The sequence below is a fragment of the Grimontia sedimenti genome, assembly GCF_011045095.1.
Lineage (GTDB): Bacteria > Pseudomonadota > Gammaproteobacteria > Enterobacterales > Vibrionaceae > Enterovibrio > Enterovibrio sedimenti.
Genome location: NZ_JAALDL010000012.1, coordinates 1 through 23,206 on the forward strand (window position 1 = coordinate 1; position 23,206 = coordinate 23,206).

Consider the following 23,206-nt stretch of genomic DNA (forward strand, 5'->3'; position numbering starts at 1 on the left):
TCGCTCCAAAAATTTGAATGATCCGATTGATCGTCGGATGATCTATGCGACACTAGCTCAGCTGGTAGAGCGCAACCTTGCCAAGGTTGAGGTCACGAGTTCGAACCTCGTGTGTCGCTCCAAATTTTGATTTCCTTCGGGAAAAACCACACGCAAGGAACCTTGCCAAGGTTGAGGTCACGCCTAAGCCTTGAAGATCGGGAACCTCGTGTGCTGCTCCAAATTTTGATTTCCTTCGGGAAGCGCAGAATAGGCTAAGCCTAACCTGCTAAAAACAAAAAATAATCCAACACTGTTGGAACAAAAAGCGACACTAGCTCAGCTGGTAGAGCGCAACCTTGCCAAGGTTGAGGTCACGAGTTCGAACCTCGTGTGTCGCTCCAAATTTTCTTTCGATAAGAAAGCTCGAATGGCAAATTTAGCCGTTTGATTCAAATTTACCGAAGCATTTCGGACGCTCTTTGAATGCGACACTAGCTCAGCTGGTAGAGCGCAACCTTGCCAAGGTTGAGGTCACGAGTTCGAACCTCGTGTGTCGCTCCAAACTTCCATTTGGAAGTGCGCTACAGCAGGTATCAAAGCCAAGGTTGAGGTCACGTCTTTTACCTTGAGAGCAGGAACCTCATGTATCGCTCCAAATTTCTTACAGAACATCATCTGTAAGCACCAACACTCCGCGTTGAATGCACCAGTTATTTTTAGGGTGTAGCGGGTCGTTGTCTTTTAATGCTGTGAAGCATTATCTCCGGGCAAGGTCTAGCCCAAATACAATCTGAATGAGTTTTTTGCAGGAACGTGTCTGCATCGCGCTTTGAGCACCTTTTTATCGTGTTTCTTAACAGAGTTATCCACAAAGTCTAGCTTGTGGGTAAAGCCGTTGATGAATATCAGAAGATGTGACGTTACTCAGAGTTATTTGTGCGGATGTTGATCGGTGGAAAACTGATCCCTGTGAATTGTTTTCATTGTAAGTCTATGTTTTTAATGGGATTAAAGTTTCGGTTTTCAATGTTTTCAAAAGATTATCCCCAGTTTCATCACCTTTCGTGACTTTCATCTGAGATTATTCACAGAGTGTGTTTAACTTTATCAGCATGCACTGTTTTATAGCGTACTGAAAAGGTTTTCCACATTTCGCAGAAGAAGTGAATCTATGTCTTGTTTTTGCATTAATTTTGAGCAGATAGGTGACTTTCCACTACCGCACGATTGCGCTTAGGCATCCCTTGGTAGACCTTTCTGAACGATTCTGACTAACCTCTTGGTTGAGGAAGGCAGAACATCAACAGCATGTTCATTCCGGCGTTTAATCTGTTGTTCAAGCGCCCAATCAAGGTGCTGATCAAGCATAGCAGAGAATCCTTTGGCCGATTCCAAAAGTTCAATAATCTCTGGATCATAAGGGGCATTTCCCATGGCCACAGAGAGGTTACGGCGCCATTTTTCGTGGCCTATACGGCGAATGGCCGAACCCTCAGTTTCTTTCAAAAATGTGGATTCATCCCAGCTGAACAACGTTTTCAGAGGTTGTTGGACCAAGCTTTCTCGCCCATAAAAATCAGACTCGTTGGTTAACTCAGCTTCGCGGTTGTATGGACAAACCAACTGGCAGTCATCACAGCCATAGATTCGGTTCCCCATCGCCTCGCGAAACTCTTCTGGGATTTCACCATCAAGTTCAATCGTGAGGTAAGAAATACAACGTCTGGCATCGACAATGGTGTCGCCAACAATGGCATCTGTGGGGCAAGATGTAATACATGCTACGCACTTGCCACACTGGCTTTCTGTCGGCTCATCCACTGGTAAGGGCAGATCAATCAGCAGTTCACCCAGAAAAAACCAGGAACCGACGTCTTCACTGAGCAACAGCGAATGCTTGCCTGTCCAGCCAAGACCGGCCTTCTCTGCCAATGGGCGTTCCAGAACCGGGGCGGAATCGACAAAAGGTCGATAGCCGAATTTCCCAACTTCTTCTTCAATTCGCTGCCCTAATTTTTTCAGGCGGTAGCGGATGAGTTTGTGGTAGTCACGGCCAAGCGCATAACGACTGATATAGGCGAGAGAGGGAGTTTCCAATGTTTTGGCGAACCCGGCATCTGGCGGAAGGTAATTCATTCTGGCACTGATCACGCGGACTGTGCCTTCAACCAGTTCCTGAGGACGGGCGCGCATCATGCCATGGCGCGCCATCCAATCCATTTCCCCGTGATAGCCATTATCGAGCCAGCGTTGCAACTGAGCTTCATGCTGACTGAGATCAACATCGGTGATCCCAATATGCTGAAATCCTAGTTCATGTCCCCATTGCCTGATATTTTCAGCAAGTTGGGTAAAATTGATCGACGATGAAGATCGGGACTCAGACATAAGATCAGCAAGGAAAAACTAAGATGAGCGCAAGTCTACCACACTCGCTTTACCGATCGGATCAGGTCAGAGACGGAGAGCGCAAGATCGCAGCAGATCTTGGCGTAGAAATGTACAACCTAATGGAGCTCGCAGGCTGTGCTGTCTTTGAAACGATGAAAGATCGTTGGCCTGATGCTGAGTCGATCCTCGTATGTTGTGGTAGCGGTAATAACGGCGGTGATGGCTATGTTATTGCGAGATTAGCTCTGGAAGCCAATATGTCGGTGACCCTCTGGTCGGCTGCCGACCCATCTAGTGCTAGCGGTGATGCGTTAAAAGCGCAGCAGAAGTTTGTGGCTGCTGGTGGCTTGATTGGGCAAGGTGCCTTTCCTGATGGTGATCATGATCTGATCGTTGATGCGCTATTTGGTACAGGGCTTAGCCGCGATTTATCGGGCGCATGCCTGTTAGCAGTGAATGCTATCAATGCGATTAACTGCCCCAAGATCGCGGTGGATCTTCCCAGTGGCTTGGATGCGGATACCGGACATGTTTGGGGTGGGGCCGTCATCGCAGATTGCACCGTCAGCTTCGTTGGGTTGAAGCAAGGCCTGTTTACCGGCAAAGCGCGTGATTATTGTGGTGACATTCTTTATGACGGCTTGGGTATTGGTGAAGAGTTTGCTGCGCATATCCCTGCTTCGTCTACACTGCTGACGCTTACTCTTGCCAAGACACTGGAGCCACAACGCCAAAATAGTGCACACAAAGGGCATGCTGGACGCGTCATTTGTATTGGTGGCCAAAAAGGAATGGGTGGGGCAATTATCCTCAGTGGTCAGGCGACACTGCGAAGCGGCGCCGGCCTCGTCGCGGTGCTCACCGATGAAAGCCATATTCCGGCAGTGCTGGCCCGCCAGCCTGAACTGATGACACGTTGGTGGCTTGAAGATGATGGCATTGAAGCGTTAGAAGAAACGCTGCGATGGGCTGATGTGATTGCCATTGGTCCCGGTCTTGGCCAAAGCGAGTGGGCGAAGAAACTATTTGATGCCGCGGTGGCGTGTGGGATTCCCATGGTGGTGGATGCTGACGCACTGAATCTCTTGGCATTCTCCCCGATGCGCAGGGATAACTGGATTTTGACTCCACATCCTGGAGAGGCCGCAAATTTATTGAGTACTCACGTAACAGAAATTGAACGGGATCGTTTTTCTGCCGTCAAAGAGTTACATAAACGCTATGGTGGCGTAGTGGTGCTTAAAGGCGCAGGCACAATCGTTTATGATGGCAGCACTTTACAGATCATCGATGCAGGCAACCCTGGAATGGCCAGTGGCGGCATGGGGGATGTTCTGACCGGTGTGATTGCCGGATGCGTGGCACAGATGTCTTCGCTGTCGGAATCAGCCAGTTTTGGTGCCTACTTACATAGCTATGCAGCAGATATTGCTGCACAAGACGGTGAGCGTGGCCTGATCGCCAGTGATTTGCTCCCGCTTCTTGGCAACAACATAAAAACAGAATCGCGATAGGGTAGCGCCTTATCGCAGAAAAGCAGTGAGAAACATGACACAGACTTTAATGACTGAGCTTGCCGATGAGCAAGCAACAGTGGCCTTTGGTGCAGCTGTCGCAGCCGCCTGCGCGCAGCAAACAACCCTTTATCTTCATGGCGATCTGGGCGCAGGAAAAACCACTTTTTCTCGCGGATTCATCCAGTCTCTTGGCCATTCTGGCAACGTAAAGAGCCCGACTTATACTCTGGTTGAACCCTACCAACTGGTTAGCTGGCAAGTCTATCACTTTGATCTGTACCGATTGGCTGATCCCGAAGAGCTTGAATTCATGGGGATACGGGATTACTTCACACCTGACGCACTTTGTTTGGTTGAATGGCCAGAAAAAGGCGAAGGTTTGTTGCCGCAACCTGATCTTGATATCACACTGAAATATAACGATGAACAACGCACAGTGCAGGTTCAGGCCAATACGCCTGTTGGTGAAGCGTTGCTGGCAAAACTGGAGTGGAAATAACGATATGCTTTGGCGGGGTGTGTTAGCAGGGTTGCTATGCTGGTTAGGTACACTTTCTCCTGTACTGGCTAATTCACTGGAAAATGTGCGGATCTGGCCTGCGCCGGATGAAACGCGCGTGGTGATGGATTTGGCCGATGAGCCTTCCTATACCTATTTTACCCTGACCAAACCGAATCGCCTGGTGGTAGATCTGAAAGACACGACCTTAGGGATGACATTGCCTAAAACGGTCAGCGACAGTAAAATTCTGACGAAAATCCGCAAGAGCAATCCGCCTGACAACAAAACATACCGTTTGGTCTTTGAACTAAAGGATCAAAGTGTCCCGCGCCTGTTTCCTCTGGCACCCGGCGGTGAATATGGCCACCGTCTGGTGATTGATATTCCTCACGGAAAGAAAACTGTCGCGGTGAAATCTGCCAAGCCTGCTGCTCCAGCCGAAACCCAGACCGCACTGCCGTTTGGTACCGACGACATTATTATCGCTATTGACCCAGGCCACGGAGGAAACGATCCGGGTGCCGTGGGACCAAGACGTAAATACGAAAAGCACGTAACACTGGCTATTTCGCGCCAAGTCGCCGCCAAGATTAACGCGGTGCCGGGCATGAAAGCAGTGCTGACGCGTAATGGTGATTACTTCGTCGATCTTAACAAGCGCTCGGATATTGCCCGCCGTAAGGGAGCGCATCTGTTGGTGTCTATTCACGCTGATGGTTTCCACAAACCGCAGCCTCGCGGAGCGTCTGTATGGGTGCTGTCCCGTCGTCGCGCGAACAGTGAAATTGGTCGTTGGATTGAGAAGCACGAAGAGCAATCGAACCTGTTAGGTGGTGGTGCGCTTCTGAATGACAACGAGGACGAATACCTGAGCCGTGCGGTGTTGGACTTACAGTTCAGTAACTCACAGAAAGAGGGGTATGACGTTGCAGTTCGCGTGCTGAAAGAAATGGGTAAAGTGACCAAACTTCACAAATCCAGCCCGGAACACGCGAGTCTTGCTGTGCTGAAATCCCCAGATATTCCATCTCTGTTGGTTGAGGCGGGTTTTATCACCAACCCACAGGAAGAAAAGCTGTTGCTGAGCTCCAGCCACCAGAACAAGATTGCCAATGCTGTATATAAAGGTGTGTTGACCTATTTTGAGGATTTCCCGCCAGATGGCACCTTGATGGCTGCGCGTAAGAATGGCGTCAAACACAAAGTGACGTCTGGTCAGTCTTTGTCAGTGATTGCGAGTAAATACGGCAGCTCAGTGTCGGCGATCAAAGCGGCAAATGGCTTGAAGTCCAATAACCTGAAAGTCGGTCAGGTTCTGACAGTGCCTGACGTCAACGTTGGGGCATTGACTAACGCCTCGAGACCTTCGTCTTCAGGTGCCAGTGCAAAACCCGCGTCACCTTCGGGTAAAACCGTGACTCACACCGTCAAACGTGGAGAGTTCTTGGGTAAAATCGCGCAGGAATATGATGTCAGTGTCGCCAGTATTCGCAGTGCCAATAAGCTGCGCTCAGATGAATTGGCGATAGGACAGAGACTGAAAATTGTGGGTGTCCAGCCCAAAGACAAGCAGCACAAAGTGCAACGCGGAGAGTATCTGGGTAAAATCGCCAGCAATTATGGGGTGACGGTAGACAGTATCCGTCGTGCCAACAAGTTGCGTTCTGACGAGTTGGCGATCGGCCAGACCCTGATTATTCCCGGGAGTTAAGCATGGCAATTCAAATCCTACCTGCACGTCTGGCAAACCAGATTGCGGCAGGCGAAGTGGTTGAAAGGCCTGCTTCTGTCGTTAAAGAGCTCGTTGAAAACAGCATTGATGCGGGGGCGACCCGCATTGATGTTGATATCGAAAAAGGCGGCAGCAAGCTTATCCGTATTCGAGACAATGGCTCAGGCATTGCCAAAGAAGAACTCGAATTGGCGCTCAGCCGTCACGCAACCTCCAAGATCTCCTGCCTTGATGACCTCGAAGCGATTATCAGTCTTGGGTTTCGTGGTGAGGCGCTGGCGAGTATCAGCTCGGTATCGCGACTCACCCTGACATCGAGAACAATCACTCAATCAGAAGCTTGGTCTGCCTATGCGGAAGGGCGTGATATGGCTGTTCAGGTTAAACCGGCGGCTCATCCAGTCGGCACGACGGTTGAAGTAGTGGATTTATTCTTTAATACACCAGCCCGCCGCAAGTTTCTCCGTACTGACAAAACTGAATTCGGACATATTGATGAGCTTCTGAAGCGCATTGCGCTGAGCCGTTTCGATGTGGCCATTACCCTTCGTCACAACGGTACCATCGTGCGCCAGTACCGCGCGGCATCGAATGATGTGCAGCGTGAAAAGCGACTGGCGGCTATTTGCGGTTCGCCGTTTGTAAAAAGCGCTGTGGCAGTGAGCCTTGAACATCAGGGTTTAACCCTTCATGGCTGGATTTGTACGCCGGAAGGTGCACGGGCCCAGAACGATATTCAGCACTGCTTCGTGAACCAGCGGATGATGAAAGACAAACTCATCAATCACGCGATTCGACAGGGCTATGAAGCATCATTGCGTCCCGATCAATTCGCCGCTTACGTTCTTTACATTGACATCGACCCGCACCAGGTGGATGTCAATGTTCATCCAGCCAAGCATGAAGTCCGTTTTCATCAGGCCCGCTTGGTGCATGACTTTATCTATCAGGCTGTAGCTGATGCCCTGATGCAAGTTGCGGCGGAACAAGCGCCTGCACTTGAGTTTGAACATCCACCAGTGAGTGATCTCAGCAGTGGGCAGAGTGCTACCCAACCTGAAATCACGCCTGATACCCCCGCATCTGAAACTCTCGAATCGTTGGAGCCTCAGGGGGCGGGAAATGCCTCATACTCAAACTACCCCGGTCAGACTGAATACACAGAATGGCGGCCACAGTCGTCAGGGCAAAGTCCACGAGGTTCAAGCCTTAGCCAATCATCTGGTAGCGGCTCGCGCCGAGAGCAATATGGTGATAACGCCCCTTCAAAGCGTGAGCAAAAAGTGTATCAAGCACTCATGACAACGCCTGTTGTCCCAGCTGCGGATACGCAGGTAGCCGAAGCACCACCTGTCTTTACGCCTTCATCAGTGGTGCAAACACCGGTCTCCGTCGGGCATGCAGGAAATGGCTTAGGTAAGGCGTTGGCCGTGGTGTCGTCTAAGTATTTGTTGCTTCAACGCGCCGAGGGTATTGCCCTGCTGGATTTGGATGCGGCTTCTTACCTCGCCACGCTTGGACAATTCCATGCTGCGGCAGAGGGTGAAGGCTTGAAAGCGCAACCGCTTCTGATCCCCCAGGCGCTGCCCGCTTCGACGGAAGAATTGGCATTGATTGCGAAACATGAAAGTCTGCTTCAGCAATTTGGTATGCTTCTTCGTCAAAAGTCGCCAACCCAATTGATGGTGATGGCGGTTTGTCAGCCTTTACGCAATCATAACTTGCAGCAGCTCATTCCTTCGTTGATGACATTTCTTGCCGGCGAATCTGACACTTTGTCGGCTGAGTTGCTGGCAAACTGGTTTGCAGCTCAGGCGACGCAAAAACAGACGTCTATGGTTTATCACAAGCCGTTACACTGATCACTGACTTAGAAAACTGCTGGCAGGAAAGGCTGGCAGCGCATTATTCAACGTTGTTGCGTCCGGTTGACGTAGCAGCGGCAATAGAAGCTTTTAAACATGACTAAGCCATTGCCGAAGGCAATTTTTTTAATGGGGCCTACCGCGTCGGGTAAAACTGATCTGGCGATCGGCCTGAGAAAACAATTTCCTGTCGAGATCATCAGTGTCGACAGCGCCCTTATCTACAAAGAGATGGATATCGGCACCGCCAAACCAACTGCAGATGAATTGGCACTGGCTCCACACCGTTTGATCGACATCCTCGATCCGTCAGAAGCATACTCAGCGGCTGATTTCCGTGCTGATGCCTTGCGGGAAATGGAAGAGATTGTCGCAAAAGGGAGAATTCCCCTTTTGGTTGGTGGTACCATGCTTTACTTCAAAGCATTATTAGAAGGTTTGTCACCTTTGCCACCCGCGGATCCAGCGATTCGCGCTAAAATTGAACAGGAAGCAAAGGAACACGGCTGGCAGGCTTTGCATGATGAGTTATGCAACATTGACCCTGTCGCAGGTGCGAGGATCCACCCGAATGATCCTCAACGATTGTCGAGAGCGCTGGAAGTTTTTCGTATTTCGGGTAAAACTCTCACTGAGTTGACCGAAACCAAAGGTGAACCATTGCCATATGAGGTTCACCAATTTGCTATAGCCCCTAAGGAAAGGGGAGAACTGCATCGCCGTATTGAACTGCGTTTCCAGAAAATGATGGAAGCGGGTTTCGAAGCGGAGGTACGCAAACTGTATGATCGTGGCGATCTGAATCCTGATATGCCATCGATCCGCTGCGTTGGGTACCGACAGATGTGGGATTATTTGGCGGGTAGCTGTTCGCTTGACGATGCAGTTTATCGCGGTGTGTGCGCAACCCGTCAGTTAGCCAAACGTCAGATCACTTGGCTTCGCAGCTGGGACAATTTGACATGGCTTGATAGCGACGATGCCGAGCTATCGTTACAAACAGTCACAAAGTGTCTGACCTGATCTAGGAAGAGACAGGTATACTTTGGGTTGTTGTAAGCGGCATTGTTGATTTTATTGTTGCTAATACAACTACAAACCAATAAGGAAAATTAAAAATGGCTAAGGGGCAATCTCTACAAGACCCATTTCTGAACGCACTGCGTCGTGAACGTGTACCTGTTTCTATCTATTTGGTAAACGGTATCAAGCTTCAGGGCCAGATCGAATCTTTTGACCAGTTCGTGACACTGTAAACCAAATGGTTTACAAGCACGCGATTTCTACCGTGGTCCCAGCTCGCCCAGTGAACCACCATCACAACAACTCTGAGCGTTCGCCAAACGAACGTCAGCAAGAGAAGACTGAGGAGTAATAATCCTTTGGTAAGGAGTTGATCGCTTGTTTGACCGTTATGAAGCCGGTGAACAGGCTGTTTTAGTTCATATCAACTTCACCCAGGAAGGCGAATGGGAAGATCTCAGCGAATTTGAAATGCTGGTATCGTCAGCGGGGGTTAGCAGGCTGCAAACCATTACGGGCAGTCGGCAGTCCCCGCATTCCAAATACTTCGTTGGTGAAGGTAAAGCCCTAGAAATCGCTGATGCAGTTCGATTGACAGGGGCTGACATTGTTATCTTCAACCATGCGCTTTCTCCTGCGCAAGAACGAAACCTTGAACGTCTGGTCAAATGTCGAGTGCTTGATCGCACTGGTCTGATCCTGGACATCTTTGCACAGCGTGCCCGCACTCACGAAGGTAAGTTGCAGGTCGAGCTGGCACAGCTTCGCCATCTTTCCACCCGACTCGTCAGAGGCTGGACGCACTTGGAGCGTCAGAAAGGGGGGATCGGTTTGCGTGGTCCGGGTGAGACCCAGCTTGAGACTGACCGTCGATTGCTGCGTGATCGCGTTAAGGCAATTTTGCGTAGACTTGAGAAAGTGTCTAAACAGCGCGAGCAAGGGCGACGAGCCCGAAACCGTGCTGAAGTACCAACCGTCTCGCTGGTGGGATACACCAACGCTGGCAAATCCACCCTCTTTAACCGTATTACTGAAGCGGGGGTCTACGCAGCTGATCAGCTGTTCGCGACCCTGGATCCGACGTTGCGAAAGATTGAGGTGGAAGATGTTGGTGATGTGATTCTTGCTGATACCGTTGGTTTTATCCGCCACTTACCGCACGATCTGGTTGCGGCGTTTAAAGCCACTTTGCAGGAAACACAGGAAGCGACCTTGCTTTTGCATGTGATTGACGCGAGTGATGATCGTTTCCGCGAAAACATCGAAGCGGTTGACGTGGTACTTGAAGAGATTGATGCACACGAAGTTCCGACTTTGTTGGTGATGAACAAAATTGACAACATGGATGAAGCCTCGCCACGTATTGAGCGTGATGAAGAAGGTTTACCTCAGGTTGTTTATGTATCAGCACTGGCAGATCAGGGCATAGATCTTCTTTTTGAGGCACTAACCGAGAGGCTAGCGGGGACTATGGTAAGCTATCGCTTACGTATTCCACCTGCGGCTATCGGCAGAATGCACAGTAAATTCTGTCAGTTGCGCTGTATTACGCATGAAGAATACGAGCAGGACGGACATTTGCTGGTCGACGTGCGGTTACCTCAAACAGACTGGTTGAGGTTGAAAAAAGGGAAGGCAGTGAGTTAGGCGACTTTATCGTCAACTGACAGCCTGTTACAGTATAAAAACTATCGTCATATCATACTGATGGAGTGCTCTAATGGCGTGGAATGAGCCAGGAAACAATGGCGGTCAGGACAAAGACCCGTGGGGAAACCGCGGAGGTCGTGACCAAGGGCCGCCGGACCTCGATGAGGTGTTTGGCAAGCTAAGCCGCAAACTGAGTGGCTTGTTTGGCGGCAAAGGGCCGTCTTTTGGTGGCAGCGGTGCTGCTGGTTTGGGCGTAATTGCCGTTGTGGGTGCAGTTATCTGGGGTGTCTCAGGCTTTTACACTATCGGTGAAGCTGAGCGCGGTGTCGTGCTGCGCTTTGGCGAATACAACCGCATTGTGCAGCCAGGTCTGAACTGGAAGCCAACGTTTATCGATGAAGTGACCCCGGTAAACGTTCAGGCAATTCGTTCTTTGCGCGGCTCAGGCGACATGCTGACCAAAGACGAAAACGTTGTGCGTGTTGAAATGGACGTGCAATACCGCGTTGCTGATCCGAAGAAATATCTGTTTGCAGTCACCAATGCCGACGACAGCCTGCGTCAGGCAACTGACTCTGCGCTGCGTGCAGTGATTGGTGATGCTGTGATGGACCAAATCCTGACCTCTGGTCGTCAGGAAATCCGTGAACGCACTGAAGTTGAAATCAACCGCATCGTGGACCGTTACGACATGGGTCTGCTGGTAGTTGATGTGAACTTCGATACAGCACGTCCACCGGAGCAGGTCAAAGACGCATTCGATGACGCTATTGCAGCGCGTGAGGATGAAGAACGTTTCATTCGTGAAGCAGAAGCTTATCGCAACGATATTTTGCCTAAAGCAACGGGTCGTGCAGAGCGTCTGAAGAAAGAAGCTCTGGGTTACAAAGAGAAAACTGTTAATGAAGCAGAGGGTGACGTAGCGCAGTTCGAGAAGCTGCTGCCTGAATATCAGGCTGCACCTGAAGTCACGCGTAGCCGTCTGTACCTCCAGACCATGGAGAACGTCTTCGGTAACACCAGTAAAGTGTTGATTGATTCACAGGAAGGCGGCAACAACCTGCTTTACCTGCCATTGGATAAGCTGATGAACCAAACTCCTCAGCAACGTTCGACCACGGTTAACAGCAATGCATCAGATTACGGCATTGAGCTGGAAAGCTCGACGCAATCTGCAGCGCCAAGCAACAGCCGTTCGTCGACTTCGCGCCAGGGGAGATATTAATTATGCGTAAGTTGTTAATTCCTCTAATCATCATATCGCTCGTTTTAGGCTTGATGTCAGTATTCGTCGTCGACGAAGGTGACCGCGGTATTGTGATTCGTTTCGGTCGTGTACTGAAAGCTGACGATGACATGGCGAAAATTTACCCGCCGGGGCTTCATTTTAAAGTTCCTGTTTTCGACAGCGTTAAAGTGCTGGATGCACGTATCCAGACCATGGATGACCAATCAGATCGTTTTGTAACGTCTGAGAAAAAAGACGTGATCATCGACTCCTACGTGAAGTGGAAAATCAAAGATTTCGGTCAGTACTACCTTTCAACAGGTGGTGGTAACCGTCTGACTGCTGAAGCCCTTTTGCAACGTAAAGTGGCTGATGGTCTGCGTGCAGAAATCGGTTCAAAAACCATTAAGGAAATCGTATCCGAGAAGCGTGAGCAGGTGATGGCAGACGTACTGACTGAGCTTCAGGAAGGTGCTAACGACATCGGCATTGAAGTGATTGACCTTCGTATCAAGAAGATCAACCTGCCTGATGAAATCAGTGAGTCAATCTACGCACGTATGCGTGCAGAGCGTGAAACTGTTGCGCGTCGCCACCGCTCGCAAGGTCGTGAGAAGGCGGAAGTTATCCGCGCTCAGGCTGAGCTGGAAGTGGCTACCGTTTTGGCAGAAGCAGAGCGTACTGCACGTGTAACACGTGGTGAAGCTGATGCAGAAGTTGCAAGGATCTATGCAAATACCTTCAACAAAGAGCCAGAGTTTTATAACTTCCTGCGCTCTCTGCAAGCTTACGAGAAAAGCTTCAACAACAAGGGCGACATCATGGTTGTTGACCCTAACAGTGAGTTCTTCCAGTACATGAAAGAGCCAACGTTGAAGGCAAATTAATCGTTGCCAGACAGCAAAACAGAAAAGACAAGGCGTCATGCCTTGTCTTTTTTTATCCAAACGAACGAGAGTGAAAAATGGGCAATGAGTTGTGGCTTGCAATGGGTTTAGTGCTGGTAGTTGAAGGGCTGGGGCCGATGTTGGTACCGAAAAAATGGCGGCAAATGGTCAGCGAAATGAGCCTGTTACCAGATGCTACCCTACGTCGCATTGGCGGGTGTTTAGTCGTCGCAGGCGCGGTAATCGCATATATGATGTGGCCGTCCAAGTAAATCGAAAGAGCAAAAAACTGTGACAGCCCGATGACCATAAGCAGGACGGCGCTCAAAAAATGACTGCATCCTTCAAACGATGGTGCTAGAATCCCGTTTTAATCATCAACTGACTGGAAAAGATGAGTAATAACGTAGTCGTTCTCGGCACCCAATGGGGTGACGAAGGTAAGGGTAAAATCGTTGATCTGTTGACTGAAGACGCTCAGTACGTTGTTCGCTACCAAGGCGGCCACAACGCAGGTCACACTCTTGTCATTGACGGTGAAAAAACCGTTCTTCACTTGATTCCTTCTGGCATTCTTCGCAACAACGTAAAATGCATCATCGGTAACGGTGTTGTTTTGTCCCCAGACGCCCTGATGAAAGAAATGAGCGGTCTGGAAGAACGTGGCATTCCAGTACGTGAGCGTCTTTTCCTGTCAGAAGCTTGTCCGCTAATTCTTCCTTATCACATCGCCCTTGATATGGCGCGTGAAAAAGCACGTGGCGCGAAAGCAATCGGTACAACCGGTCGCGGTATCGGTCCTGCGTACGAAGACAAAGTTGCCCGCCGCGGTCTGCGCGTTGGTGACCTGTTCGATAAAGAAGCGTTTGCCGAGAAGCTTAAAGAAGTGATGGAACTGCACAACTTCCAGTTGGAGCATTTCTACAAAGCTGAACCAGTAAGCTACGAAGAAACCCTGGCGAAAGTGATGGAGCAAGCTGACATCCTGACCAGCATGGTTATCGACGTGACTCAAGAACTGGATGACGCACGTAAGCGTGGCGACAAGATCATGTTCGAAGGCGCGCAAGGCACGCTACTGGACATCGACCACGGTACTTACCCATACGTAACGTCTTCAAACACTACCGCTGGTGGTGTTGCTGCAGGTTCTGGCTTTGGTCCTCGTCACCTGGGCTACATCCTGGGTATCGCGAAAGCATACTGCACCCGCGTTGGTTCTGGTCCTTTCCCGACTGAACTGTATGACGGTCAAGAAAAACAAGATCCAATCGGTAAGCACCTGGGTACTGTTGGCCACGAGTTTGGCGCGACTACCGGTCGTCTGCGCCGTACTGGTTGGTTTGATGCGGTTGCAATGCGCCGTGCAATCCAGATCAACTCGATCACTGGCTTCTGTCTGACCAAGATGGACGTTCTGGACGGTCTGGAAGAAATCAAAATCTGTACGGGTTACCAGAAAGCTGACGGCACCATCCTGAATGTTTCACCGATGGCGGCTGACGAGTACGAGAACATCACACCAATCTACGAAACCGTTCCAGGTTGGAGTGAGAAGACTTTCGGTGCTAAGTCTATCGAAGAGCTTCCACAAGCTGCACTGGATTACATTGCACGTATCGAAGAACTGACCGGCGTGCCAGTAGACATCATTTCGACTGGTCCAGACCGTAACGAGACCATCATCAAGGTTCATCCTTTCGCGTCTTAATCAGTTTCCGGTGAAAAAAACCAGCCTCCAAGGCTGGTTTTTTTTGCCCAATCGGCCCTATACTGTTGATATTGGTCGGCGGAAATTTTTCGCCGGAAAAAGGGTAAAGTTCGGCAAATCCTTGCCGATATAAGTTAGGCAAGACACACCGTATCCAAGGCCAAAGAGGTGGATGTTTCCTCTTTTTGGCAGAACAATACCTGTATAGTGGGAAGGCATGAAACTGCGTACCTTATTTATATCCATGATGTTAGCCAGCCCTTTCGCGAAAGCAGAAGTGGGTCCGGCTCTTCCTGTGTATGAAGAGTCGCAACTGATCCGCCTGTTTGAGTCGAATACGCACCTCAAGAAGGTGAAAGAAGACGATTGTCAGCTCCTTCAAGATATCGAGGCCCGCGCCATTCGCGTTGAATCCCCAGCTTACCAGTTCCTTTATGGTGATATGTTGGCATGGGGGGTGTGTGTCGACAGAGATGTCGAAACTGGCGTTTATTACATGCAGGTCGCGGCGCAGCAGGGTTTGCCTGCGGCGCTAGAGCAACTCGGTCGCTATTACTCCAAAGGCACCTTGGTGCAGCAGGACAAAGAACGGGCGATCCCATACTTGCGTGAAGCTGCATCTCTAGGGAACACCCGGGCTAGGCTTCAATTAGCCGAACTACTGGTGGCTGATTACGGTAGCCCGTTGGATTACGAAGATGCCTATCGCTGGCTGTATCACACCATTACCGCTGACACATCCACGCACAATCGCATTGCATTACTACGAAGAGCGTTGGAAGATAAAATGCCGCGAAATGTCATTGCCCGCGCGAAACGACGCGATACCTATTGGTGATGACCAGAACAAATTAAAAAATGCCCGCAGATTGCGGGCATTTTCGCTTTTAGGTGAACGCTTAAATCACCTTATGCGGGCCAAAGCATTCGTAGAAAATACGATCTTTGCTGATGCCCGCATCCACAAGCTGTGTGGCAACTGCCTGCATGAAACCGACGGGGCCACAAAGATAAAAGTCTCGGCTCGAGCCTTGGGCTAACCCTTCAACTTTGCTGATATCTATCAGGCCTTGATGGTCAAATTGTTCGCCCTGCAAATCTGAGTCTGAAGGTTCACGGAACCACACGTCACGCTTGGCAGTATGATGCTGGCTCAGCAAGGTATCAATATGAGCACCAAAAGCGTGGTGATCGCCATTTTCAGCGGCATGTAGCCAGTGGATTTCTGCATCATGCTTGCTGCTGAGAGACTCCAGCATCGACAGCATAGGCGTCAGCCCAACACCGCCTGAAATGAGAGCGACAGGGGTGTCAGTGTCTGAATGGAAGAAAAAGTCGCCGGTTGGTGGCGCGAGCTCAACGGTATCGCCCACGTTGAGGTGGTCATGTAGATAATTCGAAACCGTTCCCTGAGCTTCTCGTTTCACAGAGATACGGTAAAGCTCACCATTTGGGGCGGCAGACAGGCTATATTGGCGGATTTCCTGATTGGAAAACTGTTCAGGAGACAGGTAAATACTGATGTATTGTCCCGGTACGTAATCCGCCACTGGCTGACCATCGACAGGGGCGAAAATGAAACTGGTGATCACTTCGCTTTCGGGTGTTTTGCTGACCAGCTTGAAAGTGCGTGTTCCACGCCAGCCGCCGTTGGAGCCTGCATTCTGTTGGTAGATTTCCTCTTCACGATTAATGAATACCTGTGCAAGTACACCATAGGCTTCTGCCCATGCGTCTAACACTTCCTGACCTGGCGAGAAAAGCTCATCGATCGTTGCCAACAGGTTTTCACCGACGATGGCATACATTTCCGGGGTGATATTAAAGCTCGCATGCTTTTGCGCGATCTTTTCCACCACTGGAAGCAGGGCTGGCAAGTTATCAATGTTGGCGGCGTAGCCGTAGACCGCATTGAAAAGTGCCTCGCGTTGAGCTCCCGTAAACTGGTTACTCATATTGAAAATATCTTTGAGATCCGGATGTCGGCTGAACATGCGCTCGTAAAAATGCGCTGTCAGTTTAGGGCCGGTTTCAGCAAGCAAAGGGGCTGTGGACTTTACAATTTCAATGGTTTTCTCGTTGAGCATGAAGTTTACCTTCTTATGTTTTTAAAGATTCATCTGAAATGCATGTTTAAAGTTGTATCTAAAATGAATGTTTAAATCAACAAAAAATGGATTAAAAGGTATGATGATTTAAAACTGAGCAGTTTGGTTACTGAGAAGTAAAGAAAAATCAGAGAGTGCGCGCTTTTTACTTTCAAAGTACACTGTGTGCAAGGAGAGTTGATAACGTGCAATTAACCAGTTTTACCGACTATGGCCTGCGGGCACTGATATATCTGGCTACCCTCCCAGAAGGAGAGTTGACGAGCATTACTGTGGTCACCGAAAAATATGGGGTGTCCCGTAACCATATGGTGAAAATTGTTCACCGTATGAGTCAGATAGGACTTGTAGAAGCTGTTCGGGGAAAGAACGGTGGCATCCGGTTAGGTAAACCAGCAAAGAGCATTGTTGTCGGCGAAGTGATCCGTGCTCTCGAACCTTTGCAACTTGTTAATTGTGAGCAGCCAAATTGCCACATTACGTCAGCTTGTCGTCTGAAAGGTGCCCTTGCTAAAGCCTTGGAAGCTTTTCTTAACGAGATGGACAATTACACACTTCATGATTTGGTGTCAGGTAATAATGACCTGCAGCACCTTCTTATCCCAGCGCGCCCGCTCTGATTCTCATCGTTTGAGACGAACTGCCAGTTTTTGTCGGTATTTCTTGCGGGTGCCCAATTTCTTTTATTCAAAGCGATATACTGAGTAACACATGTCGCTAATGGGAATTTTATATGTCTCAGGACAAACACCTACACAGCAACGACCCTTATTTGGGTCGTGAAGCAGAAAAATACGACAATCCTGTGCCGAGCCGAGAGCACCTCCTCGAGGTGATTAAAGGTTTTACCACTCCGGTAAGCCGCGACCAGCTTTTCGAAGTACTGGGTTTGCGCAGCGACGAAGAATACGAAGGCTTGCGCCGCCGACTCCGTGCTATGGAGCGTGATGGCCAGCTCATTTTTACCCGCCGTCAGTGCTATGCACTGCCTGAGCGCCTGGACCTCGTCAAAGGCACCGTGATTGGTCACCGCGACGGTTTCGGTTTCTTGCGCCCCGAAGGCAAAGGCAACCGTGAAGACTGGCTGCTGCCACATCACCAGATGAAGCAGGTGATGCATGGTGATTTCATTCTTGCGCAGCCAGCAGGAACGGATAAACGCGGCCGTAAAGAAGCCCGCGTGGTTCGTGTGCTGGAAGAGCGAAAAGGCCAGATTGTTGGCCGCTATTTTGTCGAAAACGGCATGGGCTTTGTGGTGCCGGATGACTCGCGTCTCAGCCAAGACATCGTGATCCCGCAAGAAGAGCGTAAAGGCGCACGTATGGGTAACGTTGTGGTGGTGGAAATCTTCCAGCGTCCAACCCGTCAGCACAACCCGGTTGGCCGTGTGGTTGAAGTGCTGGGCGAAAACATGGCGCCAGGCATGGAAATCGAAATTGCCGTGCGTACCCACAACATTCCGCACGAGTGGCCGCAAGACGTCGAAAAACAAATCAAGAGCTTCACCGAGCAAGTACCGGAAGACGCGAAAAAAGGTCGTGTTGACCTGCGTGACTTGCCGCTGGTCACCATTGACGGTGAAGATGCCCGTGACTTCGATGACGCCGTATTCTGTGAGAAGAAAAAATCTGGCGGATGGCGCCTTTGGGTCGCGATTGCGGACGTGAGCTACTACGTACGTCCAGACTCGGCGTTGGACAAAGAAGCAGTGAACCGCGGTAACTCTGTGTACTTCCCGTCGCAGGTCATACCAATGTTGCCGGAGGTGCTTTCCAATGGCCTATGCTCACTGAACCCACAGGTAGACCGCTTGTGTATGGTGTGTGAAATGACCATTTCAGAAGCGGGTAAGCTTTCCGGCTTCAGACACTACGAAGCAGTGATGAACTCACATGCGCGCCTGACTTACACCAAAGTCGCCGCGATGCTGGACGGTGATGAAGAGCTTCGCGAGCGCTACGCGCCGCTGGTTCCGCACCTGGAAGAACTGAATCACATGTACAAAGCGCTGAAGGCGTCACGTGAACAGCGCGGTGCGATTGAGTTCGAAACTGTTGAGACCAAATTCATCTTCAATGCCATGCGTAAGATTGAACGCATTGTGCCGGTTGAGCGTAACGACGCCCACAAGATCATCGAAGAATGTATGATTCTGGCCAACATTGCGTCAGCGCGTTTTGTTGAGAAAGCCAAAGAGCCTGCACTGTACCGCGTGCACGAAGCGCCGGGCGAAGAGCGTCTCACAGGCTTTAAAGACTTCTTGAGCGAAATGGGTCTGGCACTTGAAGGTGGCTTAGAGCCGTCTCCAACCGACTACGCCAAACTGGCACATTTGATTGCTGGTCGCCCGGATCAGGAACTTATTCAAACCATGCTGCTGCGCTCCATGAAGCAGGCGGTATATCAGGCCGATAACTCTGGTCACTTTGGCCTAGCGCTCAAGCAGTATGCGCACTTTACCTCGCCAATCCGCCGTTATCCGGATTTGCTGCTGCACCGTGCGATCAAATATCTGATTGCTAAAGAGGAAGGACGTAACAAAGACCGCTGGACGCCAACCGGTGGTTACCACTATTCCTTCGACGATATGGACGTGATGGGTGAACAGTGCTCGATGACAGAACGCCGCGCGGATGACGCGACCCGTGATGTCTCTGACTGGCTGAAGTGTGAATACATGCAGGATCACGTTGGCGAAGTCATGGAAGGCACTATTGCCAATGTCACTGGTTTCGGTTTCTTTGTACGGCTAAAAGAGCTGCACATTGATGGCTTAGTGCATATCTCGAACCTTGACAACGACTATTACAACTACGACATGGTGGGTCAAAAACTGGTGGGTGAGAGCTCTGGTCGTATTTTCCGACTTGGCGATCAGGTCACGGTCAAAGTATTATCCGTCAACCTTGATGAAAGGATGATCGATTTCGAGCTGGACGGAACAACCCGTAAAGCGCGTGGAGCAGGTAAAACTGCCCGCAATAAAGCCAAGAAAGGCCGCGCCGAGTCAGGGAAAAATCCTGAAGCCCGTCAAGAGCGTATGTCTGTTCGCCAACAGTTGAAGCGTGGCGCAATTCCAAAAGGTGAGGGTGATAAAGCCCCGTCCGGAAAGCGTGGCGATAAAGCTTCGGCAGGAAAGCGCGGCGGCAAAAGCGAAAACCCGGCGAAGAAGAAAACCAAGGCAGAGAAGGTGCGCAAGAAAAAGGCGCAGAAAGGCAAACCAGCCAGAGCAGGCAAGAATAAGAAGTAATCCATGAGCAATGAAATGATTTACGGCATCCACGCCGTTAAAGCCGTACTGGAGTCTGATCCGTCCCGCTTCATCGAAGTCTTCGTGCTGAAAGGCCGTCAGGATGATCGTGTATTGCCTGTATTGAATGAGTTGACCCGCCTAGGTATCACTTTGCAGGAAATGGGCCGTAAAGCACTGGATGACAAAGCGAAAGGTGCCTCTCACCAGGGCTTGATTGCCCGTGTGAAGCCAGGTCGCCAGTACAATGAAAACGACCTCGACATCATTCTGGATGGCAAAGAGAGCCCTCTTCTATTGGTGTTGGACGGGGTGACGGATCCACATAACCTGGGCGCATGTCTGCGTAACGCGGATGCTGCCGGTGTGTGTGCGGTGATTGTGCCGAAAGACAAATCTGCTCAACTGAACGCGACAGCTCGAAAAGTGGCTGTTGGCGCTGCAGAAGTGGTGCCTTTGGTTCGTGTGACCAACCTAGCCCGTACCATGCGTGCGTTGCAGGAAAAAGGTGTGTGGTTTGTCGGCACTGCCGGCGAAGCAACTCATGATGTGTATGACGCGAAACTGACTGGACCTCTGGCGATTGTGATGGGCGCAGAAGGTGACGGTATGCGCCGACTGACCCGCGAGACTTGTGACGATCTCATCAGTATTCCAATGGCGGGCAGCGTGTCGAGCCTGAACGTGTCGGTCGCAACTGGTATCTGCCTGTTTGAAGCCGTGCGCCAGCGCCGCGGATAACTGCAAGAAAACAGACCGTTTTCACACAAAGCAACGCCCGGTGATTTATTTCTCCGGGTGTTGTGCTTTTTGTTGCTATTAGCGGCGCAATTCTGTACTATCCTGCCTCCAAATTCCCGGTCTTTTACTTTCGTTCCTTGCTTCCGCTGGACGACCGGGCCAAGCGTGGAAGCTGAATAATCCGTAAGGAGCAACCAATGCGTCATTACGAAATCGTATTCATGGTGCACCTGATCAAAGCGAGCAAGTTGCTGGCATGATCGAGCGTTACACTGGTTCTATCAAAGAGTCAGGTGGTCAGATCCACCGTCTGGAAGACTGGGGCCGTCGTCAACTGGCTTACCCAATCAACAAACTGCACAAAGCACACTACGTTCTGATGAACGTTGAAGCTGAGCAATCAGTTGTTGATGAGCTGGAAACTGCGTTCCGCTTCAACGACGCTGTGATCCGTAACATGATCATGCGTACCAAAGGCGCTATCACTGAGCCATCTATCATGATGAAGGCTAAAGAAGAGCGCGCACCACGTCGCGAAGAGCGTGCAGAAGCACAATCTGAAGGCGAAGCAGCAGCTGAGTAATTTGATTTGAAGACCAATCGAATTGAGCTTGCCGGTGTTATCACCCAGGGGCCGATTCGAAAACAGAGTCCTGCCGGAATACCTCATTGTCACTTTGTGCTTGAGCATCGTTCGGAACAACAGGAAGCTGGATTGCCAAGGCAAGCCTACTGCCGATTACAAGTAGTAGCGAGCGGGCAAGGGTCTCAACACAAAACACAGCATTTAGCTTTAGGCAGTAACATTAAGGTGAGTGGGTTTCTCGCTTACCAGACCAGCCGAAACGGCGCAGGTAAATTAGTGTTACACGCCGATGAAATTATAGATATTTAGATCAGGAGATAGCCCCATGGCACGTTTCTTCCGTCGTCGTAAATTCTGCCGTTTCACTGCAGAAGGCGTACAAGAGATCGATTACAAAGACGTAGCGACTCTGAAAAACTACATCACCGAAGCTGGTAAAATTGTACCTAGCCGTATCACTGGTACCCGTGCTAAGTACCAGCGTCAGCTGGCACGCGCTATCAAGCGTTCACGTTACCTGGCTCTGCTGCCATACACTGACAAGCATCAGTAATCGGCACTGTCCAAGTTAATAGAGGAATAGATAATGCAAGTTATTCTGCTTGATAAAATCGCTAACCTGGGTGGTCTGGGTGATCAGGTAACTGTTAAGTCTGGTTACGCACGTAACTTCCTTATCCCACAAGGTAAGGCAGTAATGGCAACTAAATCTAACGTTGAGCACTTCGAAGCTCGTCGTGCAGATCTGGAAGCTAAAGTTGCTGAAGCTCTGGCAGCTGCACAAGCGCGCGCTGAGCAAGTTGAAGCACTGGAAGCGGTAGAAATCGCTTCTAAAGCTGGTGACGAAGGTAAACTGTTCGGTTCTATCGGTACTCGTGACATCGCTGACGCTGTAACTGCAGCTGGCGTTGCTGTAGCGAAGAGCGAAGTTCGCCTGCCAGAAGGTGCACTGCGTAACACTGGTGAGTACGAAATCAGCCTGCAACTGCACTCTGAAGTATTCGCTACTGTTAAGCTGAACGTTGTTGCTGAGTAATTCAGACACATCGTCGCTTTGAAAAAACCGACCTTAGGGTCGGTTTTTTTGTGCCTGGAGTTTGAGAAAGCGATGCTAGGAAAAGTGAAAGCGGATCTAGTTCGCGGAAAAAGCAGATCCTAGGAAAGGGCAAAGAGCTAGTCTCTAGATACCATCCAACATCTTTCAGTACCCAGTTTCTAAAACTTATAAAGCATATTCACGGTGAAAATCGAATCTAGGTTCTCAAGACCCGGAGGCACTTCACTGATGTATTTTTGGGTGGTGGAAAGCATAATTGCCAGATCATCAATCAGGCTGGTGGACACCGATGCCCGCGCTTCAAAACTGGTGTTGCTTGATCCACTGATAGCCGTAATTCGACCTTCAAATTGGGCGGTCTTGGTCATTTGCCAGGACAGCTCAGCCTGTCCACGCAAAATCGCCTCTTCCACGTCATAAGGTAAGATGAGGTCATCGTCGTCCAGTTCATCCAGATTTGGGGATTGATAACGGAAACCGGGGCCAATTTCCAGCAAGAGTGATAAATCCTCCTGCCAAATCGCTTGATAGCCCAATCCAGTCGCAACGGTAAGGTCCTTAAAATACGGGCCGTATTTATCATCAAGAAAGCTTACGTTTCCCCACACGTAGCGCTTGGGGTCGAACTTGTAGTTAGCCTGACTTTCGAACTCGCTTTTGCGCTTGTCTTCCTCGCCATCTTTTTCAACCAGCAGGAACTTTGCTTCTGAGGTGTGTCGGTAAGGGCCTTCGGTGTAGTTAACCCCGAGGCGGCTATTGATGGTCATTGAGTCGGAGTTGCCGGATAGCGCTTGGAACCCAAGCTCGACTTCTGATTGCCAAGGTTCAGGTACACTGGCGCTTGCACAAAGAGGGAGTGCCACCAGACAAAACAGAGACGGTTTCAGTAGCGACGACGCCATTTAGGTTACCATTACAACATGAGGAGCCACATTCTATATGAATCCTCCTGCATTTCGTCAGCAACACGTTAAAT

General features: G+C 50.2%; 19 protein-coding genes, 3 tRNA genes and 3 pseudogenes. 22 read left to right on the forward strand and 3 right to left on the reverse strand.

The features are described 5' to 3' along the window. The first annotated feature begins 46 nt into the window (after positions 1–46). The 3 genes from G5S52_RS15420 to G5S52_RS15430 all read left to right on the forward strand — a co-directional run bounded on the left by G5S52_RS15420 (position 47) and on the right by G5S52_RS15430 (position 543). Positions 47–122 (forward strand) — tRNA-Gly (locus G5S52_RS15420). Between the two features lie 185 nt (positions 123–307). Beyond that, positions 308–383, forward strand: a tRNA-Gly gene (locus G5S52_RS15425). A gap of 84 nt (positions 384–467) precedes the next feature. Next, positions 468–543 (forward strand) — tRNA-Gly (locus G5S52_RS15430). Positions 544–1,215: 672 nt separating this feature from the next. Here G5S52_RS15430 and queG read toward each other — a convergent pair. Then, positions 1,216–2,343 (reverse strand): tRNA epoxyqueuosine(34) reductase QueG, encoded by a 1,128-nt coding sequence (queG, locus tag G5S52_RS15435; RefSeq protein ID WP_165015875.1) that lies wholly within the window; start codon positions 2,341–2,343, stop codon positions 1,216–1,218. Between the two features lie 50 nt (positions 2,344–2,393). On the opposite strand from queG, the gene G5S52_RS15440 reads away from it, so the two are divergent. The 12 genes and pseudogenes from G5S52_RS15440 (at position 2,394) to motX (ending at position 15,326) form a co-directional block, all read left to right on the forward strand. Further along, the gene (locus tag G5S52_RS15440) at positions 2,394–3,887 is read left to right on the forward strand and encodes an NAD(P)H-hydrate dehydratase (RefSeq protein ID WP_165015557.1); all 1,494 of its coding nucleotides are present in this window, start codon (positions 2,394–2,396) and stop codon (positions 3,885–3,887) included. Positions 3,888–3,921: 34 nt separating this feature from the next. Further along, positions 3,922–4,389 (forward strand): tRNA (adenosine(37)-N6)-threonylcarbamoyltransferase complex ATPase subunit type 1 TsaE, encoded by a 468-nt coding sequence (gene tsaE / locus G5S52_RS15445; protein ID WP_165015560.1) that lies wholly within the window; start codon positions 3,922–3,924, stop codon positions 4,387–4,389. A gap of 4 nt (positions 4,390–4,393) precedes the next feature. Beyond that, positions 4,394–6,103, forward strand: a complete 1,710-nt coding sequence (locus G5S52_RS15450; RefSeq protein ID WP_165015562.1) for an N-acetylmuramoyl-L-alanine amidase — start codon at positions 4,394–4,396, stop codon at positions 6,101–6,103. 2 nt (positions 6,104–6,105) lie between these two features. Next, positions 6,106–7,986, forward strand: a complete 1,881-nt coding sequence (gene mutL, locus G5S52_RS15455; protein WP_438590724.1) for a DNA mismatch repair endonuclease MutL — start codon at positions 6,106–6,108, stop codon at positions 7,984–7,986. Between the two features lie 99 nt (positions 7,987–8,085). After that, on the forward strand, positions 8,086–9,012 hold the full coding sequence (gene miaA / locus G5S52_RS15460) for a tRNA (adenosine(37)-N6)-dimethylallyltransferase MiaA (protein WP_165015566.1): 927 nt from the start codon (positions 8,086–8,088) through the stop codon (positions 9,010–9,012). A 95-nt stretch (positions 9,013–9,107) separates the two neighbouring features. After that, a pseudogene (gene hfq, locus G5S52_RS15465) lies at positions 9,108–9,364 on the forward strand (RNA chaperone Hfq). Positions 9,365–9,390: 26 nt separating this feature from the next. After that, positions 9,391–10,679, forward strand: a pseudogene (gene hflX, locus G5S52_RS15470) (ribosome rescue GTPase HflX). A gap of 53 nt (positions 10,680–10,732) precedes the next feature. Next, the gene (hflK, locus tag G5S52_RS15475; protein WP_002539401.1) at positions 10,733–11,887 is read left to right on the forward strand and encodes an FtsH protease activity modulator HflK; all 1,155 of its coding nucleotides are present in this window, start codon (positions 10,733–10,735) and stop codon (positions 11,885–11,887) included. A gap of 2 nt (positions 11,888–11,889) precedes the next feature. Further along, entirely contained in the window at positions 11,890–12,777 is an 888-nt protein-coding gene (hflC, locus tag G5S52_RS15480; RefSeq protein WP_165015572.1) for a protease modulator HflC, read from the forward strand. Between the two features lie 77 nt (positions 12,778–12,854). Further along, entirely contained in the window at positions 12,855–13,049 is a 195-nt protein-coding gene (locus G5S52_RS15485; RefSeq protein ID WP_002539404.1) for a DUF2065 domain-containing protein, read from the forward strand. A gap of 122 nt (positions 13,050–13,171) precedes the next feature. Next, a complete protein-coding gene (locus G5S52_RS15490; RefSeq protein WP_002539405.1) occupies positions 13,172–14,488 on the forward strand; it encodes an adenylosuccinate synthase in 1,317 nt (438 codons plus the stop codon). Positions 14,489–14,705: 217 nt separating this feature from the next. Beyond that, positions 14,706–15,326 (forward strand): flagellar protein MotX, encoded by a 621-nt coding sequence (gene motX, locus G5S52_RS15495; protein ID WP_002539406.1) that lies wholly within the window; start codon positions 14,706–14,708, stop codon positions 15,324–15,326. A 61-nt stretch (positions 15,327–15,387) separates the two neighbouring features. Here motX and hmpA read toward each other — a convergent pair whose 3' ends face one another. Further along, positions 15,388–16,575 carry an NO-inducible flavohemoprotein gene (gene hmpA / locus G5S52_RS15500; RefSeq protein ID WP_165015576.1) on the reverse strand — a complete coding sequence of 396 codons (1,188 nt, stop codon included), beginning with the start codon at positions 16,573–16,575 and terminating at the stop codon, positions 15,388–15,390. 206 nt (positions 16,576–16,781) lie between these two features. Here hmpA and nsrR point away from each other — a divergent pair, with 206 nt between their 5' ends. From nsrR to rplI, 7 genes and pseudogenes are all read left to right on the forward strand, one after another. Beyond that, positions 16,782–17,216, forward strand: coding sequence for a nitric oxide-sensing transcriptional repressor NsrR (gene nsrR, locus G5S52_RS15505; RefSeq protein ID WP_062666664.1), 435 nt, complete (start codon positions 16,782–16,784; stop codon positions 17,214–17,216). A gap of 113 nt (positions 17,217–17,329) precedes the next feature. Continuing rightward, on the forward strand, positions 17,330–19,846 hold the full coding sequence (gene rnr, locus G5S52_RS15510; RefSeq protein WP_165015579.1) for a ribonuclease R: 2,517 nt from the start codon (positions 17,330–17,332) through the stop codon (positions 19,844–19,846). Positions 19,847–19,849: 3 nt separating this feature from the next. Continuing rightward, positions 19,850–20,587, forward strand: a complete 738-nt coding sequence (gene rlmB, locus G5S52_RS15515; RefSeq protein WP_062666659.1) for a 23S rRNA (guanosine(2251)-2'-O)-methyltransferase RlmB — start codon at positions 19,850–19,852, stop codon at positions 20,585–20,587. A gap of 197 nt (positions 20,588–20,784) precedes the next feature. Then, positions 20,785–21,170: pseudogene (gene rpsF / locus G5S52_RS15520) on the forward strand (30S ribosomal protein S6). A gap of 6 nt (positions 21,171–21,176) precedes the next feature. Next, positions 21,177–21,482: a primosomal replication protein N gene (gene priB / locus G5S52_RS15525; protein ID WP_165015585.1), complete on the forward strand. Its 306-nt coding sequence runs from the start codon at positions 21,177–21,179 to the stop codon at positions 21,480–21,482. Positions 21,483–21,498: 16 nt separating this feature from the next. Next, positions 21,499–21,726, forward strand: coding sequence for a 30S ribosomal protein S18 (rpsR, locus tag G5S52_RS15530; RefSeq protein ID WP_002539422.1), 228 nt, complete (start codon positions 21,499–21,501; stop codon positions 21,724–21,726). Between the two features lie 33 nt (positions 21,727–21,759). Continuing rightward, positions 21,760–22,209 (forward strand): 50S ribosomal protein L9, encoded by a 450-nt coding sequence (rplI, locus tag G5S52_RS15535; RefSeq protein ID WP_062666656.1) that lies wholly within the window; start codon positions 21,760–21,762, stop codon positions 22,207–22,209. A 179-nt stretch (positions 22,210–22,388) separates the two neighbouring features. Here the strand turns inward: rplI and G5S52_RS15540 are convergent, their stop codons facing one another. After that, a complete protein-coding gene (locus G5S52_RS15540; RefSeq protein ID WP_165015588.1) occupies positions 22,389–23,132 on the reverse strand; it encodes a DUF481 domain-containing protein in 744 nt (247 codons plus the stop codon). Positions 23,133–23,206: the final 74 nt, after the last annotated feature.

Bases quoted from the DNA above. Each gene is read 5' to 3' on its own strand.
- motX (WP_002539406.1), top strand. From the start codon at position 14,706: ATGAAACTGCGTACCTTATTTATATCCATGATGTTAGCCAGCCCTTTC.
- G5S52_RS15485 (WP_002539404.1), top strand. From the start codon at position 12,855: ATGGGCAATGAGTTGTGGCTTGCAATGGGTTTAGTGCTGGTAGTTGAA.
- tsaE (WP_165015560.1), top strand. From the start codon at position 3,922: ATGACACAGACTTTAATGACTGAGCTTGCCGATGAGCAAGCAACAGTG.
- G5S52_RS15540 (WP_165015588.1), bottom strand. From the start codon at position 23,132: ATGGCGTCGTCGCTACTGAAACCGTCTCTGTTTTGTCTGGTGGCACTC.
- G5S52_RS15450 (WP_165015562.1), top strand. From the start codon at position 4,394: ATGCTTTGGCGGGGTGTGTTAGCAGGGTTGCTATGCTGGTTAGGTACA.
- rlmB (WP_062666659.1), top strand. From the start codon at position 19,850: ATGAGCAATGAAATGATTTACGGCATCCACGCCGTTAAAGCCGTACTG.
- rpsR (WP_002539422.1), top strand. From the start codon at position 21,499: ATGGCACGTTTCTTCCGTCGTCGTAAATTCTGCCGTTTCACTGCAGAA.
- G5S52_RS15440 (WP_165015557.1), top strand. From the start codon at position 2,394: ATGAGCGCAAGTCTACCACACTCGCTTTACCGATCGGATCAGGTCAGA.
- G5S52_RS15490 (WP_002539405.1), top strand. From the start codon at position 13,172: ATGAGTAATAACGTAGTCGTTCTCGGCACCCAATGGGGTGACGAAGGT.
- miaA (WP_165015566.1), top strand. From the start codon at position 8,086: ATGACTAAGCCATTGCCGAAGGCAATTTTTTTAATGGGGCCTACCGCG.
- hflC (WP_165015572.1), top strand. From the start codon at position 11,890: ATGCGTAAGTTGTTAATTCCTCTAATCATCATATCGCTCGTTTTAGGC.
- mutL (WP_438590724.1), top strand. From the start codon at position 6,106: ATGGCAATTCAAATCCTACCTGCACGTCTGGCAAACCAGATTGCGGCA.
- hmpA (WP_165015576.1), bottom strand. From the start codon at position 16,575: ATGCTCAACGAGAAAACCATTGAAATTGTAAAGTCCACAGCCCCTTTG.
- hflK (WP_002539401.1), top strand. From the start codon at position 10,733: ATGGCGTGGAATGAGCCAGGAAACAATGGCGGTCAGGACAAAGACCCG.
- rnr (WP_165015579.1), top strand. From the start codon at position 17,330: ATGTCTCAGGACAAACACCTACACAGCAACGACCCTTATTTGGGTCGT.
- rplI (WP_062666656.1), top strand. From the start codon at position 21,760: ATGCAAGTTATTCTGCTTGATAAAATCGCTAACCTGGGTGGTCTGGGT.